Annotated in this window: 5 protein-coding genes; 4 read left to right on the top strand and 1 reads right to left on the bottom strand. The window is 56.0% G+C overall.

The features are described from left to right. Positions 1-778: 778 nt before the first annotated feature. From ABIB18_RS17550 to ABIB18_RS17535, 4 genes are all read left to right on the top strand, one after another. Complete coding sequence (locus ABIB18_RS17550) at positions 779-13321, top strand: BapA/Bap/LapF family large adhesin (protein WP_354475016.1); 12543 nt, start codon at positions 779-781, stop codon at positions 13319-13321. 281 nt (positions 13322-13602) lie between these two features. After that, positions 13603-14925, top strand: a complete 1323-nt coding sequence (locus ABIB18_RS17545) for a TolC family outer membrane protein (protein WP_354475014.1) — start codon at positions 13603-13605, stop codon at positions 14923-14925. Positions 14926-14956: 31 nt separating this feature from the next. After that, on the top strand, positions 14957-17167 hold the full coding sequence (locus tag ABIB18_RS17540) for a type I secretion system permease/ATPase (protein WP_354475012.1): 2211 nt from the start codon (positions 14957-14959) through the stop codon (positions 17165-17167). Beyond that, complete coding sequence (locus ABIB18_RS17535) at positions 17164-18354, top strand: beta-barrel domain-containing protein (protein WP_084227939.1); 1191 nt, start codon at positions 17164-17166, stop codon at positions 18352-18354. Before ABIB18_RS17540 ends, ABIB18_RS17535 begins: the two co-directional genes overlap by 4 nt. A gap of 88 nt (positions 18355-18442) precedes the next feature. Here ABIB18_RS17535 and ABIB18_RS17530 read toward each other — a convergent pair whose 3' ends face one another. Continuing rightward, the gene (locus ABIB18_RS17530; protein ID WP_069729714.1) at positions 18443-19006 is read right to left on the bottom strand and encodes a TetR/AcrR family transcriptional regulator; all 564 of its coding nucleotides are present in this window, start codon (positions 19004-19006) and stop codon (positions 18443-18445) included. Between the last annotated feature and the right edge of the window lie 64 nt (positions 19007-19070).

Here is a 19070-nt window from a genome sequence, read left to right as displayed (position 1 = left end):
GGGTAAGTGTGTTTGCATAGAGATTAGTTGGAGTTTTTGGCTAATCATGTCGCTGTTATTAAAATCTATTCCAATTCTGGAATGCGATATAAGGATGAAATGGAAATTAATGGGTTTCATTTGGCATTGCATGTTTTGAATTCGCTAATCTGTATTTAAAACTAAGTTAATGTGAGCAGGGGGATGTTGATCTGGATAGTCAGGTATAGGTCATGTTTTACATATGGATGTTTTATTATGCGCCTGTTTTTACTGGTTTTGTCTGCTGCGGTCATTTTACGTTGGTAGCGTGGTTTTATCTATTTGTGTGTTGTTTTACTTTGTTTTATGTAAAGCTTCTCTGGCTCGCCGATATTGATTCTTAATCTTTCCTTTAAACGGCTTCTGTAATAAAGTTCCTAATAACCTCCGATAACACCTGTACCGGTTAATCTCGCTGGTTTATCGGGGGCGTACTGATAAATGTATTTGCTTTACTCTGCCTGTAAATTTTTTGCAATGCATGGGTTGGCATTTTATCAAAGCCGATAAATCTGCTAAGCGTTAAGCTTTACCCTGTTTTGAATCGGGACTTTATATGCCTGCGGATTGATTAATCATTTAAGACACGCTTTTAAGACGTAACACAGCTTGCCCCACATATTGGATGGAACCTAACAAATTTAATTGGTGAAAAATGAGCTTGCAATTAATAATCAAAGACATCAAAGGCGATGTCATCACTAAACATACCTTAAACTCACATCAATCCCTGCAGGTCAATGTGCCTCAGCAGGCTGTGTCCTATGAAGTCCATAACAGTGACGGAAAACCGCCCAAAAAGATCAAAGCCGCAAAAGTTGACGATAAGTTCCAGTTCGAACTGGAAGATGCGGTTACCGGTGAGCATTACCAGATCATCCTCGACAATGTCGGTCAGACAGAAGCGCCAGTTATGCTCGCATCGGGCCCGGACGGTGTCTTATATGCTTATGACTATGACGCCGCTGACGGTTTTTATACGCTGACATCAAATACGGTTGATGCCGCGAGTATCGATAATATGCTGCTTGCCGGTGGCGCGCTGGCAGGCGTTGCCGCATTAGCCGGCATTGCCATTTCCTCTCATTCGGGCGGCAAACATCACAGCTCCTCCTCTTCAGCCGCAACGAACCCGGATGACAACACCGGCGTCGTGGTTGATGACAATAACAGCAGCGATCCCGCAGTCGTGCCAGCCACCAAGCCGGTGCTGAGTGACGATGCGGGCAATCCGATTGCCGATGGCACCACGACCAATGACAGCACGCCGACCTTTGGTGGCGAAGGCATGCAGCCGGGCTCAACCGTCACCATCACCGATGGCGACACGGTGATCGGCGAAGTCACCGCGGGCGATGACGGTGAGTGGAGCTTCACGCCTGATCAGCCGCTGACGGACGGCGAGCACGCAATCGTGGTCGACGGCACGGCAGCAGACGGCAGCACGGTCAGCGATGACGTCACCATTATTGTCGATGCAGGTGATGCTGAGGGCGAACCCGAAGGCGAGACCGGTTCAGAACAAGGTGCTGGTGAAGCAGAAGGCGAAGCGGGTGCCGAAGAAGGTACCGGTGAATCAGAAGGTGAAGCGGGTGCTGAAGAAGGTAATGGCGAACCTGAAGATGAGTCTGGTTCAGAAGAAGGTAACGGCGAATCTGAAGGCGAAACCGGATCAGAAGAAGGCACCGGCGAACCTGAAGGCGAAACCGGTTCAGAAGAAGGCACCGGTGAACCTGAAGGCGAGACCGGTTCTGAAGAAGGCACCGGTGAACCTGAAGGCGAAACCGGTTCTGAAGAAGATACCAGACCGGTAATCACCGATGACGAAGGCAATCCGATTGCCGACGGCAGCACTACAACCGACAGCACGCCGTCGTTCGGCGGCGAAGGTATGCAGCCGGGCTCAACCGTCACCATCACCGACGGCGACACGGTGATCGGCGAAGTGATCGCGGGCGACGACGGTGAGTGGAGCTTCACACCGGATCAGCCGCTGGCTGACGGCGAGCACGCCATTGTGGTCGACGGCACTGCCGCCGACGGCAGCACGGTCAGCGATGACGTCACCATTATTGTCGATGCGGGCACTGCTGAGGGCGAACCTGAGGGCGAACCAGAAGGTGAGACCGGTTCTGAAGAAGGCACTGGTGAATCCGAAGGCGAGACCGGATCAGAAGAAGAGATCACCAGACCGGTAATTACCGACGACGAAGGTAATGCGATTGCCGACGGCAGCACCACCAGCGACAGCACACCAAGCTTTGGTGGTGAAGGTATGCAGCCGGGCTCAACCGTTACCATCACCGACGGCGACACGGTAATCGGCGAAGTGATCGCGGGCGACGACGGTGAGTGGAGCTTCACGCCTGATCAGCCGCTGACGGACGGCGAGCACGGCATCGTGGTCGACGGCACAGCAGCAGACGGCAGCACGGTCAGCGATGACGTCACCATTATTGTTGATGCGGGCACCGCTGAGGGCGAACCAGAAGGTGAGACCGGTTCAGAAGAAGGCACCGGTGAATCTGAAGGCGAGACCGGATCAGAAGAAGGTATCACGGCCCCGGTAATCACCGACGACGAAGGTAATCCGATTGCCGACGGCAGTACCACAACCGACAGCACGCCGTCGTTCGGCGGTGAAGGCATGCAGCCTGGCTCAACCGTCACCATCACCGATGGCGACACGGTGATCGGCGAAGTCACCGCGGGCGACGACGGCGAATGGAGCTTCACGCCTGATCAGCCGCTGACGGACGGCGAGCACGCCATTGTGGTAGATGGCACGGCCGCCGATGGCAGCACCGTTATCGACGGTGTCACCATTATTGTCGATGCGGGCACCGCTGAGGGTGAACCAGAAGGCGAGCCAGAAGGCGAAACTGGCTCCGAAGAAGGCACCGGTGAATCTGAAGGCGAGACCGGCTCTGAAGAAGAGATCACCAGACCGGTTATGACTGACGACGAAGGTAATGCGATTGCCGACGGCAGCACCACAACCGACAGCACGCCATCCTTCGGCGGTGAAGGTATGCAGCCGGGCTCAACCGTCACCATCACCGACGGCGACACGGTGATCGGCGAAGTCACCGCAGGCGACGACGGTGAGTGGAGCTTTACGCCGGATCAGCCGCTGACGGACGGCGAGCACGCCATTGTGGTCGACGGCACTGCCGCCGACGGCAGCACGGTCAGCGATGACGTTACCATTATTGTCGATGCGGGCACCGCTGAAGGCGAACCAGAAGGCGAAACCGGTTCTGAAGAAGAGATCACCAGACCGGTTATCACCGACGACGAAGGCAACCCGATTGCCGACGGCAGCACCACTAACGACAGCACGCCGTCGTTTGGTGGCGAAGGCATGCAGCCGGGCTCAACCGTCACCATCACCGATGGCGACACGGTGATCGGCGAAGTCACCGCAGGCGACGACGGTGAGTGGAGCTTCACGCCTGATCAGCCGCTGACAGATGGCGAGCATGCCATTGTGGTCGACGGCACAGCAGCAGACGGCAGCACGGTCAGCGATGACGTCACCATTATTGTCGATGCGGGCACCGCTGAGGGCGAACCAGAAGGTGAGACCGGTTCAGAAGAAGATACCACGGCCCCGGTTATCACCGACGACGAAGGCAACCCGATTGCCGACGGCAGCACCACTAACGACAGCACGCCGTCGTTTGGTGGCGAAGGCATGCAGCCGGGCTCAACCGTGACCATCACCGACGGCGACACGGTGATCGGCGAGGTTACTGCGGGCGACAACGGCGAATGGAGCTTTACGCCGGATCAGCCGCTGACGGACGGCGAGCACGCCATTGTGGTCGACGGCACGGCCGCCGACGGCAGCACGGTCAGCGATGACGTCACCATTATTGTCGATGCGGGCACCGCTGAAGGTGAACCAGAAGGCGAAACCGGTTCAGAAGAAGGCACCGGTGAATCCGAAGGCGAAACCGGTTCAGAAGAAGGCACCGGTGAACCAGAAGGCGAAACTGGCTCCGAAGAAGGCACCGGTGAATCTGAAGGCGAGACCGGATCAGAAAAAGGTATCACGGCCCCGGTTATCACCGACGACGAAGGTAATCCGATTGCCGACGGCAGCACCACAACCGACAGCACGCCATCCTTCGGCGGCGAAGGTATGCAGCCGGGTTCAACCGTCACCATCACCGATGGCGACACGGTGATCGGCGAGGTTACTGCGGGCGACAACGGCGAATGGAGCTTTACGCCTGACCAGCCTCTGACGGACGGCGAGCACGCAATCGTGGTCGACGGCACGGCAGCAGACGGCAGCACGGTCAGCGATGGTGTGAATATCGTTATTGATGCGGGCACCGCTGAGGGCGAACCTGAGGGCGAACCAGAAGGTGAGACCGGTTCAGAAGAAGGTACCGGTGAATCAGAAGGTGAAGCGGGTGCTGAAGAAGGTAATGGCGAACCTGAAGATGAGTCTGGTTCAGAAGAAGGTAACGGCGAATCTGAAGGCGAAACCGGATCAGAAGAAGGCACCGGCGAACCTGAAGGCGAAACCGGTTCAGAAGAAGGCACCGGTGAACCTGAAGGCGAGACCGGTTCTGAAGAAGGCACCGGTGAACCTGAAGGCGAAACCGGTTCAGAAGAAGGCACCGGTGAATCTGAAGGCGAAACCGGTTCTGAAGAAGGTATCACGGCCCCGGTAATCACCGACGACGAAGGCAACCCGATTGCCGACGGCAGCACCACTAACGACAGCACGCCATCCTTCGGCGGCGAAGGTATGCAGCCGGGTTCAACCGTTACCATCACCGACGGCGACACGGTAATCGGCGAAGTGATCGCGGGCGACGACGGTGAGTGGAGCTTCACGCCTGATCAGCCGCTTACGGACGGCGAGCACGCCATCGTGGTCGACGGCACGGCAGCAGACGGCAGCACGGTCAGCGATGGTGTGAATATCGTTATTGATGCGGGCACCGCTGAGGGCGAACCTGAGGGCGAACCAGAAGGTGAGACCGGTTCAGAAGAAGGCACTGGTGAATCCGAAGGCGAAACCGTTTCAGAAGAAGGTATCACGGCCCCGGTAATCACCGATGACGAAGGTAATCCGATTGCCGACGGCAGTGCCACAACCGACAGCACGCCGTCCTTCGGCGGCGAAGGCATGCAGCCGGGTTCAACCGTTACCATCACCGACGGCGACACGGTAATCGGCGAAGTGATCGCGGGCGACGACGGTGAGTGGAGCTTCACGCCTGATCAGCCGCTGACGGACGGCGAGCACGCCATTGTGGTCGACGGTACGGCCGCCGACGGCAGCACGGTCAGCGATGACGTCACCATTATTGTCGATGCGGGCACCGCTGAAGGTGAACCAGAAGGCGAAACCGGTTCAGAAGAAGGCACCGGTGAATCCGAAGGCGAAACCGGTTCAGAAGAAGGCACCGGTGAATCTGAAGGCGAAACCGGATCAGAAGAAGGTACTGGTGAATCCGAAGGCGAAACCGGCTCAGAAGAAGAGATCACCAGACCGGTAATCAGCGACGACGAAGGCAACCCGATTGCCGACGGCAGCACCACTAACGACAGCACGCCATCCTTCGGCGGCGAAGGTATGCAGCCTGGCTCAACCGTCACCATCACCGATGGTGACACGGTGATCGGCGAAGTGATCGCGGGCGACGACGGTGAGTGGAGTTTCACGCCTGATCAGCCGCTGGCTGACGGCGAGCACGCCATTGTGGTCGACGGCACGGCAGCAGATGGCAGCACGGTCAGCGACGGTGTGAATATCGTTATTGATGCGGGCACCGCTGAGGGTGAACCTGAGGGCGAACCCGAAGGCGAGACCGGTTCAGAAGAAGGCACCGGTGAACCTGAAGGCGAGACCGGTTCAGAAGAAGGCACCGGTGAACCTGAAGGCGAGACCGGATCAGAAGAAGAGATCACCAGACCGGTAATCAGCGACGACGAAGGCAACCCGATTGCCGACGGCAGCACCACAACCGACAGCACGCCGTCCTTCGGCGGTGAAGGTATGCAGCCGGGTTCAACCGTCACCATCACCGACGGCGACGCGGTGATCGGCCAAGTCACCGCGGGCGACGACGGTGAGTGGAGCTTCACGCCTGATCAGCCTCTGGCGGATGGCGAGCACGCCATTGTGGTCGACGGTACGGCCGCCGACGGCAGCACGGTCAGCGATGACGTCACCATTATTGTCGATGCGGGCACCGCTGAGGGCGAACCAGAAGGCGAAACCGGTTCAGAAGAAGGCACCGGTGAACCTGAAGGCGAGACCGGTTCTGAAGAAGATACCACCAGACCGGTAATCAGCGATGACGAAGGCAACCTGATTGCCGACGGCAGCACCACGACTGATAGCACGCCGTCGTTCGGCGGTGAAGGTATGCAGCCGGGTTCAACCGTCACCATCACCGACGGCGACACGGTGATCGGCGAAGTCACCGCAGGCGATGACGGTGAGTGGAACTTCACGCCTGATCAGCCTCTGGCGGACGGTGAGCACGCCATTGTGGTTGACGGCACGGCCGCCGACGGCAGCACGGTCAGCGATGACGTCACCATTATTGTCGATGCGGGCACCGCTGAAGGTGAACCTGAAGGCGAAACCGGCTCAGAAGAAGCTACCACGGCCCCAGTAATCACCGATGACGAAGGTAATCCGATTGCCGACGGCAGTACCACAACCGACAGCACGCCATCCTTCGGCGGCGAAGGTATGCAGCCGGGCTCAACCGTCACCATCACCGATGGCGACACGGTGATCGGCGAAGTGATCGCGGGCGATGACGGTGAGTGGAGCTTCACGCCTGATCAGCCGCTGACGGACGGCGAGCACGCCATCGTGGTCGACGGCACGGCCGCCGACGGCAGCACCGTCAGTGACGACATCACCATTATTGTCGATGCGGGCACCGCTGAAGGCGAACCAGAAGGCGATACCGGTTCAGAAGAAGGCACCGGTGAACCAGAAGGCGAAACCGGCTCTGAAGAAGGTAATGGCGAACCAGAAGGTGAGACCGGTTCAGAAGAAGGCACCGGTGAACCAGAAGGCGAGACCGGATCAGAAGAAAGCATCACGGCCCCGGTAATCACCGATGACGAAGGTAATCCGATTGCCGATGGCAGCACCACTAACGACAGCACGCCATCCTTCGGCGGCGAAGGCATGCAGCCGGGCTCAACCGTCACCATCACCGATGGCGACACGGTAATCGGCGAAGTGATCGCGGGCGATGACGGCGAATGGAGCTTCACGCCGGATCAGCCGCTGACAGACGGTGAGCACGCCATCGTAGTGGACGGCACCGACGCCAGCGGTAACGCGGTAAGTGATGAAGTCAGCGTCATTGTCGAAACGCCGGTAATCCCTGTCATTGAAATTACTGATAATAACGGCAACCTGATCCACAGCGGCGACACCGTCAACGACAACGATCCGACAATCAGCGGTAAAGATTTCGTGCCCGGCTCAACGATTGTTATTGCCGATGGTGAAGTCGTACTGGCTAACGTCGAAGTGGATGCTGACGGTAACTGGAGCTTTACCCCTGAGTCTCCACTGAGCGAGGGCGAGCACAGCATCAATGTTACTGTGACCGATCCGCAAGGAGTGACCAATGAAGGAAGCTTCAACGTCATCGTTGACACGACACCGCCAGCAGGCGTTGATATCACAGGCATAACCCTTGTTGATGATAATGGGGATGCCGTTATCGCCTCGGATGTGATGGCAGACAATACCCCTACCTTCAGCGGCCAGAGCCTTGAGGCTGGCGCCACCGTCATTGTTCGCGATGGTGACACCGTGTTGGGTGAAACCACCGTTGACGAAGACGGGAACTGGAGCTTCACCCCATCTGAAAAACTTATGGATGGTGACCACAGCTTCACCTTTGAAGTGATAGATCAGGTGGGTAACAGCAGTGGAATCTCTGATGCGCTGGATTTAGCCATCTCGGTCAATAAAGGCATTAACACCGGTATGGTGGTTAGTGATGACGACGGCAATATCATCACTGATGGCGATCTCATCAACGACAGCACACCAACCTTCAGCGGTAAAGATCAGTTACCGGGATCTACTGTCACCTTAACCGATGGCGATAGCGTGCTGGGCGTGGTCGACGTCGCCGAAGATGGCAGCTGGAGCATTACGCCCGCAGCGCCACTGGACGATGGCGATCATGCGCTGAGCGTGTCGATTGAGGATCACCAGGGTAATTCGGGCAGCGATACCATTAATGTTGTTATCGACACCCTCGCACCAGAACCGATCAGCCTGGCTGACATCACCCTGACCGACGAGGCAGGCACAATCCTGGAGGCGGGCAGTGAAATTACCGAGACGACCCCGACCTTCACCGCCGAAGGGCTGGAAGCGGGATCCACCGTAGTCGTCCGGGATAATGGCACGGTACTTGGCGAAGCAGCCGTTGACGAAAACGGTAACTGGAGCTTTATGCCAGACGCGGCGCTGAGTGAAGGTGAGCACGACTTCACTTTTGAAGCGGTAGATGCCGCCGGTAACAGCAGCGGTGAATCTGCGGCCGTGGAATATGTTGTGGATTCTGTGGCGCCTGAGGCGGTCAACCTCAGCACAGTGGTGATCACCGATGAAGCTGGGGAGATAACCAATCCGGCAGAAACGCAGAGTGACAGCAAGCTGACGTTCAGTGGCAGCGATCTCGAACCAGGTGCCACGGTGACCCTCTACGATAAAGGCGAAGCGATCGGTGAAACCCCGGTTGCTGAAGACGGTAGCTGGCAGTTTACAGCCGAAGCAGGGCTGTATGACGGCAGTCACGAGCTGACGTTTGTCACTACCGATGCCGCAGGCAACAGCAGCGATCCTTCTGCCGTGCTGCCGTTGAATGTTCAGGCCATTGAGCTGAGCGCGTCAGATAACATCAGTTCAGGCGCTGCGGTAGGCTTCACCTATCCGGTGAGTGTGGAGCAGGATCTGGGGACCGTGCTTAGCGATGGGGGATTGATCGCGTTTAACAACCAGATAACCAGCGATCCGATTGTGGTTGAAGATGGCACCATTATGGATCTGCAGGTTAACGCGACCTCTTCCTCATTCGTTAACGTCGCCAGTAACTCGACGCTGGTACTGCAGAAGTTGGATCCCTCTACCGGAGAGTGGGTCACGGTATCGCAGGAGGAGAGCGGTAACCTGTTCGGGATGTTTGGCATGGGCGCATCGACCTCCTCCATTACGCTGTCGGGATTAACCGCCGGTCAGTATCAGCTGGTCTATACCACTTCAGGGATTAACCTGGGGGCCAGTTTTGACCTCGAAGCCTCGAAGACGGTTTACACCCTGGCAGAACAGGGTACGCCTACCGACTACACCACGGCGATCGGCAACGTCATTACTGACGTCGATAGCGCTTACGGCACCGATGGGATTCCGCACGGCGCTTACACCTCAGTGACGTCGGTGAGCGTGACCAACAGCGAAGGCATAGTGACCTCCGCTGAAATGAACCAGGCATCGCCTAAAACCACCCTGGTTGGCCGCTACGGTACGCTGGTGATTAATGCCGATGGCAGCTATGAGTACACGCCTGATTCGTCAATGGACAGCATCGGTAAAGTGGATTCGTTTACCTATACCATTACCGACTCAGCAACCGGTAAGACCGCCTCAGCGCAGCTGCATGTGCAGATTGGTAGCACCAACGACGCACTGCAGCTGAGCTGGAATGCTACCGATCCGGCGGCTAATGCGGTCACCGATATTGCCTCAAATAACGAAGCGAATGCCAGCATTACGGTAATCTATGAAACCTCCAGCGCCAGTGATACCGACGTTAAGCTCACTGCCGGTGGTACCGAGAACTACTCTTCCACCTTCAGCCTGACCGGCACGGACGATATTGTCACCGGTTCGCTGACGCTAACCACCGAATGGGGATTATTTGGCAACAACTTCGCCACCGATCTGAACATCACTTATGCCGTTCAGATGCAGAACGGTGACGGAAGCTGGAGCACGGTGAAGAGCCAAAACGCAGTGGTAGCGGCCGGACAACATAATGCTGAAGTCATTCAGGATGTGGCGATGGCCGATCTGCTCGAGGGTTTAGGTGAAGGCACCTACCGTGTGGCGATCAGCACTACCGGCGCGGAAAATGTGGTGAAACTCGATCTTGCGGTAGAGACGGTCAGCGCCAGTGATTATGTGATTACCACCGGCGACGTCGCGACAGGCAACATTCTGACCGACGAAGGAACGGACGGCACCGCCGATAAACTGAGTTCGGTGTATACCCGCATCTTTGTCAAAGCCGGCGACAGCAGCAGCGATCGCGCAATTGATGATAGCTATACCCACGTTACCGAAAGTGGCGTCACCATTACTGGCCAGTATGGCACCCTGGTGATTTACAACAACGGCGCTTACACCTACACGCCAGGCACCACTACCTTGCCGGCTGGCTCGGAAGATGTGTTCACCTATGCGCTTAAGGGCGCTAACGGTGAAGTGGTTACTGCGACGGTTACCATTCATCTTGGCGTCGAAGTTGACGGCAGCAACGGAGGCGCACTGGTGTTCCACGGTACTGAAGCAGACGATGTGTTTGATATCCATGACGTCAATTTTACCGCTGTCGAAGGCGGCAACGGCAACGATACGCTGGCGTGGCATGGCAACGGTCAGCTGGTGCTAAGCAGCATCGCCGCTAAGGTCAGCGATATTGAAGCAATCAGTCTGACCTCGACCGATGGAAGCGACAACCTGGTCATTGATGCGCAGAGTGTGGCTGATGTCACCAACGACGCCAATGCGCTGTACATCAAAGGAGTGGCAGGCGATAGCGTTACGCTGGAAGGTGTCTGGGTAAACAGCGGCACGGTGGTGGTCGAGAATGTTTTCTATACCCACTATACCGCCACGGCTGCAGACAATTCGTCGGTTGATATTTACCTGCAGCAGGGCCTTACGCTCTCCCCGGTCGAATATCAGAACAGCGAGGACGGTACGGCGTACAACGTGGCGGCGTCGCAAGCAGCAACCGGGACGACCAGTGATGACACGTTCAGCCTCAGCGATACCGGCTTTGCCAGTATTGATGGCGTTGAAGGCTTCGATACGCTGGTGTGGAGCGGTACCGGCACCCTGACCCTGAGTGATATCGCCAGTAAAATCAGCAATATCGAAGAAATTGATCTGGTCAACGACAGCAGTGTGAATAATCTGGTGATCACCGCGCAAAACGTGGCGCAGATCACCGATGATCAAAATACCCTGTTTGTGAAAGGTGCGATAACCGACACGCTGACCCTGTCAGGCAGCTGGACGCTGAGTGGTCACGAAGTCTTCAATAACGTTGATTACGTGCACTATGTCAGCACCACCGCGGAGGGTCAGGTCGTTAATCTGTATGTCGACAGCGATATTAAGCAGAGCAGCAGCATTACGCTGGCTGAAGATAGCGCGGCTGATATTACCGGGCAGGTTTCTCTGCTTAGCGACAGCATCGACCAGACCACCACCTTAAATACGGCGTTTGGTCACTTTAGCAGTGAAAGCTTCACGATTAACAACATCAGCGATCTGCAGGAAATCAGTATCAGCGTCTCCGGTGCTGAGATCGATACCAGCAATCTCGTATCGATCAACTGGTCATTACAGGTTTACAACAGCCAGACACTGCGCTGGGATACCGTGACTGAAGGGTCTCAGCCGATTACTGCAGGCATCGGGCTGAACGTTTCGCTGGAAGGGCAACCGGCAGGCACCTATCGCGTGGTGGTGGACAGCACCCAGTCCGGTTATCCAGGCCTGTTCTGGACAACCCACTACGATGCGCTGACTGTCCGGGTGGCGGCCAATATTGTCAGCACCACCGATTACAAAGTTAGTACCAGCTCAAGCGTGACGGGCTCGGTCTTTACCAGTGACAGCGCCAGTGACAGCGCACTTCTGGTGAAATCGATCGCCGCCGGGATCGTCTCCGGAGCAGCAAGCTATACGCTGATTGCCGCCGCAGGCACTACCGTTACCGGGACCTACGGTACGCTGACCATCCATAACGACGGCAGTTACACTTATCAACTGAACAGTAACTCGGTGATAAAACTGTCCGGCAGCGAAGACACATTTACCTATGTGCTGGCTGACGGTACGGTTAAAAACCTGGTCATGACGCTGGGTGTCGCCGTGGATGGCTCAGAAGGCGGGGCGCTGATCTTTGCTGGCACGGTGGGCAATGACAGCTTCATGATCCACGATACCCAGTTCACCTCGGTGGATGGAAAAGCGGGTCAGGATACGCTGATCTGGAACGGTGAAGGTGACCTGCAGCTTAGCGAGATTGCCGGCAAGGTCAGCAATATTGAAGCGATCGATCTGCAAAGTAACGCGGTAGCAACGGTGCTGATGCTTGATGCCGATGATATTAAAAACATCACCGACGACAGTAACGTGCTGTATGTGCGCGGCGGCAGCGAAGATTCACTCTCGCTGCAAGGGGTCTGGCAGGCGAATGGGGCGGAAACGCTTAACAACATTACCTACACCCTCTACACCGGCACGGCGCTTGATGGCACGCCGATCACGCTCTACGTCCAGCAGGGGCTGACTTTCAACGAAGTGGCTGAAGGTATAACCGGATCGCTGTCTGAAGATGCGTCAGTGGTGTCGGTCAGCCAGAACGGGGAAGTAATGACCGTTGCTGATGATGCGGTGAGCTTCAAAGGCGCTTATGGCACCCTGACGATCGACGGTGAAGGGCATTACAACTATGTTGCGGATGTCACACATGCGCAAAGCGGGCTGACCGATACCTTTACCTATACCCTGTCAGACGGCAGTAATGCTGCACTGAGTTTTAATCTGGGCATTGATGTTGATGGCAGCGCCGGTGGCGAGATTCTGTTCAGCGGCACCAAAGGCGGCGATATTTTCGAGGTATATGACACCAGTTTCACCTCCATTAACGGTGCAGACGGTCAGGACACGCTGGCGTGGCACGGCAGCGCGCCATTGAACCTCAGCGATATTTCGGCAAAGGTCGATAATATTGAAACCATCAACCTGCTGAACGACAGTGAAAACGACAAACTGATTATCAGCGCGGAAAGTTTGCTGAAAGTGACTGATGACAATAATACGCTTTATGTCAGAGGGGCTGATGGGGATACCGTCATGTTGAAAGGGAGTTGGGATCAGTCGAGCGATCTATTGGTTAACGGTGTCAGTTATCACCAGTATACCAGTGCGGCCGCCGATGGTTCTGTCGTGCAGTTGTATGTCGAAGATGATGTCAATATTGGTTAATAAAAAGTAATTAGTAATGATGGCGGGCTGGGTTTTTATTTCCAGCCCGTTATTCCTGCCTCTTTTTAATAACAATTATATTCATTTACACCAGAGTGCTTCAGATAAATATGAGAAAATTATTTATTACCCTTTATTGTGTAATAAGCATGCCCTGCGCTTTTTCAGCGGAAAAGGGGCGCAATCCCTTTACCCAGGCTGAAATAAAAGAAGCGCCGGCAGGGTTTTGGGGCGCTTTTTCTGATACGCCGGATCCAGCGACTACGCCAGCAGGCAGTGCTGTGCTGGCGGACAAACTACAGATCAAACCGGCTCAGATTGAGATGCAGCCAGCCGAAAAAAATCAGGCCAGTCGTAATCCACATTTACCTGCTGAATGGCCCACCGACTGGCAGCAGGCTATTCAGCAGGCGGTTAATTATCATCCCTCAATTGGCAGCAGCATCGCCACGCTTGAATCAGCTGGCTTCAGTATTGATGCTGCCAGTGCAGGCTATCTGCCGGCTATAAAAGCTGGCATCACCTCAGGTCGCCAGGAGGATGAAGGCAATGGGCAGATCGCCACGGTAGGCCTCTCTCAGATGCTGTATGACTTTGGCAAAACCGGCAGCGCAGTGGATCAGGCCAGCGCGAAATATCTGCGCCAGCAGGCCGCTGTACTGGCACAGATCGATACTATTATCCAGCAAACTGCGCTGGCGATGAATGAAGTGTATCGATACGCGCAGCTGCTTGATAATGCAAAAAAAGAAGTCAAAGCACTACGCAACATCCTGGCGCTGACGCAGATGCGGGCCGACGCGGGCGCCAGTACCCGGGTTGATCCGGTCCAGGCGCAGGCGCGTGTGGAAGCCGCGCTGGCGCAACAGCAGGATATTGAGATCAAACTGCAGCAGCAGAAGTATCACCTGCAGTCACTGATCGGCCAGCCGCTGGGTTCCACTCGCCTCTCTGCGCCCGTCTCGCTGCTGCCGTTAATTGAGCGCCAGCGCAACCATATCGATCTCAACCGTAATCCAGAGATTCTTATGGCGCAGGCAGATGCAGCCGTCGCCCAGGCTGAATTACGCAGCTATAAAGCGCAGCGTTATCCCACGGTGTCGCTGGAAGCGAACAGCAACAAATATATGGGTGATATCGCCAGCAGCCAGCGTCACAGTCAGTATCAGAACGTCTATTTATCGGTGAACAGTACCCTTTATCAGGGTGGCGCATTGGTTGCTCAGGAAAGTGCCAGCGCCCGGGCGCTTGAAGCGGCAAGATCGGCCATTGCCAGTAAAAAACTGGAAATAACCGATCAGCAACGCAACTATTTTCAGAGCGTCAACGGCCTGCAGCGTAATATTTCATTACTCAGCCGCAGAATGAAAACTATTCTGGAAACGCGTGCACTCTACCGTGAGCAATATTTATCGCTAGGTACCCGCAATGTGCTCGATTTACTGAATGCCGAACAGGAAATTAGCCGGGCCGAACAGGATCTTATTAATGCCCGCTGCGATTTATGGGCTTCATCGGTTAATTATGTGGTGCTGGCCGGGTTGGCCCGTGAAGCATTTAATTTTGATAACCAGCTTATCCAGGGTTTGCGTATCACGTCTTAATACGCCTCGCAGTGAGTAAGAGAAAATTATTATGATAAAAACCGAACGCAACGAGGATTTTTCATCCTCCCGGCAACCTAAAAAAACCTATACGCCGTGGCTGGAAGCGCTGCTGCTGGTGGCAAAACATTATCGTCTGGATGGCTCGCCGGAGCGGGTTAAAGGCGAGGCGGAGTGGCAGTTACACCAGCTTAGCCAGGAGCAACTGATTGAAAACATGGCGCGCCAGCTGGGATTATTGGTCATTTTTGATGATTTTCATCCGGACCTGCTGGACCCGTGGCGTCTGCCGCTGATCGTTGATTTCGGCCCGCGTGGCGTTGGGGTGATTACCACGCTGGGCGAAGAGGGCAAAGTCAGCCTGATGCTGAATGGCGAGCAGCAATTGCAGACCGTGCTTACCCTTGATGAACTGGCGGAACATGCGCAGCGTGTGCTGTTAGCCAAACCGGAGACCTCGGTACCGGATGCGCGGGTAGATGACTATATCAAACCGCATCGCGCCGACTGGCTGTGGCAAACCATTCTGAAAGAGTGGCCTGCTTACGTGCACGTCATGTTCGCCTCGCTGATTTCCAACGTGCTCGGCCTGTCGGCGATGTTATTTACCATGCAGGTTTACGACCGTGTCATCCCCTCACAGTCGGTTCCGTCTTTGTGGGTGTTGTTCGGCGGGGTGATGATTGCCCTGACCTTCGTCTTTATCATGCGGATTATCCGCACTCATATTTCAGATATGGCGGGCAAGAGCGCTGATTTGCGGATCTCGGACCGGGTGTTTGGTCATGCGCTGCGCATACGCAACGATCTGAGGCCAAAATCGACCGGCTCTTTTATTGCTCAAATCCGTGAGCTGGAACAGATCCGTGAACTGATTACCTCAACCACCATCTCTGCTATCGCCGATCTGCCGTTTCTGATCATCTTTCTGTTTATTCTCTGGCTGCTGGGCGGCTGGCTGGTGCTGGTCCCGCTGGCGGCTCTGCCGTTGATCATTATTCCCGGACTGCTGGCGCAATCTTCACTGGCGAAACTCTCTAAAGCCACGATGCGTGAATCGGCGGTACGCAACGCCATGCTGGTTGAAGCGGTTCAGGGCATGGATGACATCAAACTGCTGCGCGCTGAGCCTTACTTTCAGAATCAGTGGAATCATCTGAACGAGGCGATCAGTAAATCATCGAAGAAGCAGCGTTTTATCAGCAGCTTGCTAATGAGCTGGACCAGTGAAGTCCAGACCGTGGCGTATATCGGGGTGGTGCTGGTGGGGGCCTTCTTTGCGATGAGCGGCGATCTTTCCACCGGCGTGCTGATCGGCTGCTCAATGCTGGCGTCACGCATGATGGCCCCGCTCGGGCAACTGACGATGATTTTCAGCCGCTGGCAGCAAGCCAAAGTCGCGCGCGAAGGCCTCGAAAACCTGCTGAAAAGCGAGGTCGATCAGCCTGAGCGCAGCGTGCAGATCCATCGGCCGCGAATTTATGGCGAATACAGCTTCTCTGAGGTGAGCTATCGCTACGATCCCAATTCGCCCAATCCGGTTATTGCGGTCAACAAACTGACCATCGCGGCGGGCGAGAAGCTTGCGCTACTGGGCCGCAACGGCTCAGGCAAATCAACCTTATTACAGATGATGGCCGGATTGTTACAGCCAGGCGAAGGTGCGCTGCTGCTCGACGGGGTTCGTCTCTCTTCGATTGATCCGCTGGATGTACGCCGTGATGTCGGCCTGGTCAGCCAGACGTCCTCGCTGTTCTACGGCACGATTCGGGAAAACCTGCGGTTAGGTATGCCGCTGGCGACCGAGGAAGAGATGTTACAGGCGCTGGAGATCAGCGGGGCGATTGAGTTTATTCGCCAGCTGCCAGAGGGAATGGATTACCCGTTGCAGGAAGGCGGAAAAGGGCTCTCCGGCGGGCAGCGGCAACAGCTTTTGCTGGCGCGCGCCATCCTGCGTCAGCCCAGCGTGCTGCTGCTCGATGAGCCAACCGCCTGGCTGGATGATGGAGTAGAGAAGCACCTGATTGAAAAACTGAAGGTCTGGATGGGTAACCGGACGCTGATCATTGCCACTCATCGCCCGGCGGCGCTGCAGCTGGTGGACCGTATCCTGCTGATTGAGAAAGGTAAAATTGTCCGGGACGGAAGCAAAGAAGCCATGCTGGTCAGCCGGCCGTCCAGCGCTGAACCGACGCCTCACCACGGCAGAGTCAATCTGAACACTTCAGGAGCCGCAAAATGATCACCACTCCTCTTTCTGCTTTGAAGAAAAAGAAAACGGCACGCTTCCGGCAGTGGTTCTCTGCTGGCGGCATGATCGTGATGGCGGTAATGGTGATGCTGCTGCTGTTCTTTATCTGGGCATCAAATTTTGAGCTGGATGAAGTCACCGTCGGGGTAGGTAAGGTGATTCCCAGTTCGCATGAGCAGATTATTCAGTCGCTGGAAGGCGGGATCCTGAAAGAGCTTAAGGTGCACGAAGGGGATGTGGTCGAGGCGGGCCAGGTCCTGGCGCTGCTGGATCCGACCCAGATCGACTCCGGCCTGCAGGAAAGTACCTCACGACTGCGCGCTGCGCTGGCAACCGCCGCGCGCTTACAGGCGGAAACCGCCGGTACCGAGCTGACATTTCCTGCTGAGGTGGGCGAGGATCCGGCGCTGGTGGCAGCCGAAACCGCGCTTTATCACTCGCGTCGTGAAAATCTGGAGAAGACGGTAAGCGGACTGCGTGAAGCGTTAAGCCTGGTTAACCGCGAGCTGCAGTTGACGTCGTCACTGGTTTCCAGAGGGGCGGCCAGTAACGTCGAAGTTCTGCGGCTCAAGCGCCAGGCTAATGAACTGAATAACAAACTCAGCGATGCCGAAAACCAGTATATCGTACGGGCGCGTGAGGAGCTGGCGAAAGCCAACGCGGAAGCGGCCTCGCAGCGCTCAATTATTATCGGGCGGGCCGATACGCTGAAGAGAACCGTTGTGGTCGCGCCGGTGAGAGGGATTGTGAAAGATATTGAAGTGAACACGGTGGGGGGCGTTATCCCGCAACGTGGCAACCTGATGGAGATCGTGCCGCTGGATGAACAGCTGATCATTGAAGCGCAGATCGCGCCGCGTGATGTGGCTTTTATCACCCCGGGTCAGCGCGCCGTGGTCAAGCTGACCGCGTATGACTTTAACATTTACGGCGGGCTGGAAGGAGAGGTTGCCTCGATATCGCCTGATACGATTCAGGATGAGGTTCATCGCGACCAATATTTTTACCGTGTTTATATCCGGACCGATAAAGACTATCTGGTGAACAAAAAAGGGAAGCACTTTCCGGTTTATCCGGGAATGATCGCCATGGGGGAGATCCATACCGGCAGCAAAACTATCATCGAGTATCTGCTCAAGCCGCTTAACCGGGCCCGCGAAGCGCTGCGCGAACGGTAAGCAAAGCCGTAACGCAGAAATCCCCCACCGGGTTGGTGGTGGGGGTGAGAAACCCGATCGGGACGTGCCAGGCCCGATAACCCGGCGCTTAAGCCGGCAGCAGACCGGCAGCCTGATAATCGGTTATCAGCGCATCAAACAGCGAAATGTCGGAACGGCTGCGGGCCAGCAACTGTGCCCCGGCCACGGCGGCAAAAATGGCCCGCGCCCGTGCCTGACTCTGCTCCACGTCGGTCATGCCGGTTTCCTGCAATCGCGCAGCCAGCCAGGCAATATTCACCTCCGCAAAATGCTGCACCTCGGTCTTCACCGCCTCGGGAAGATCGTCATATTCTGCGGACATAAAGCTGCCCATACAGAGCCGGTTTTCGCTTTCCAGCGAACGGCGGAAAATATGCGGATACTGGCGCAGACAGGCCGCTGCATCCGGGTTTGATTCACGCAGTGCGTCAAGATCGGCGGCAGTATCTTCCCAGTAGCGTCGGGCAACCGCCGCCCCTAATTCCGCCTTGCCAGGAAAATGGTGATAGATGCTGGCGGCTTTGATGCCGACTTCACTCGCCAGTTCGCGGAAGTTGAGGCCGACATAGCCATGGGCCTGCGCACTTTTACGTGCCGCCGACAGGATCGCTTCTTTTGCATTCTTACTCATAGTGTCTCCTCCGGTGAAGTCATTATCCTACCATCTGGCAGGTAGTTATTGACAGTGTAAAATA

Origin of the sequence: Pantoea sp. UYEF8 (genome assembly GCF_040546285.1) — a bacterium.
Lineage (GTDB): Bacteria > Pseudomonadota > Gammaproteobacteria > Enterobacterales > Enterobacteriaceae > Pantoea > Pantoea brenneri.
The sequence above is the reverse complement of the archived record's forward strand: the minus strand, read 5'-3'. Positions and strand labels throughout refer to the sequence as shown.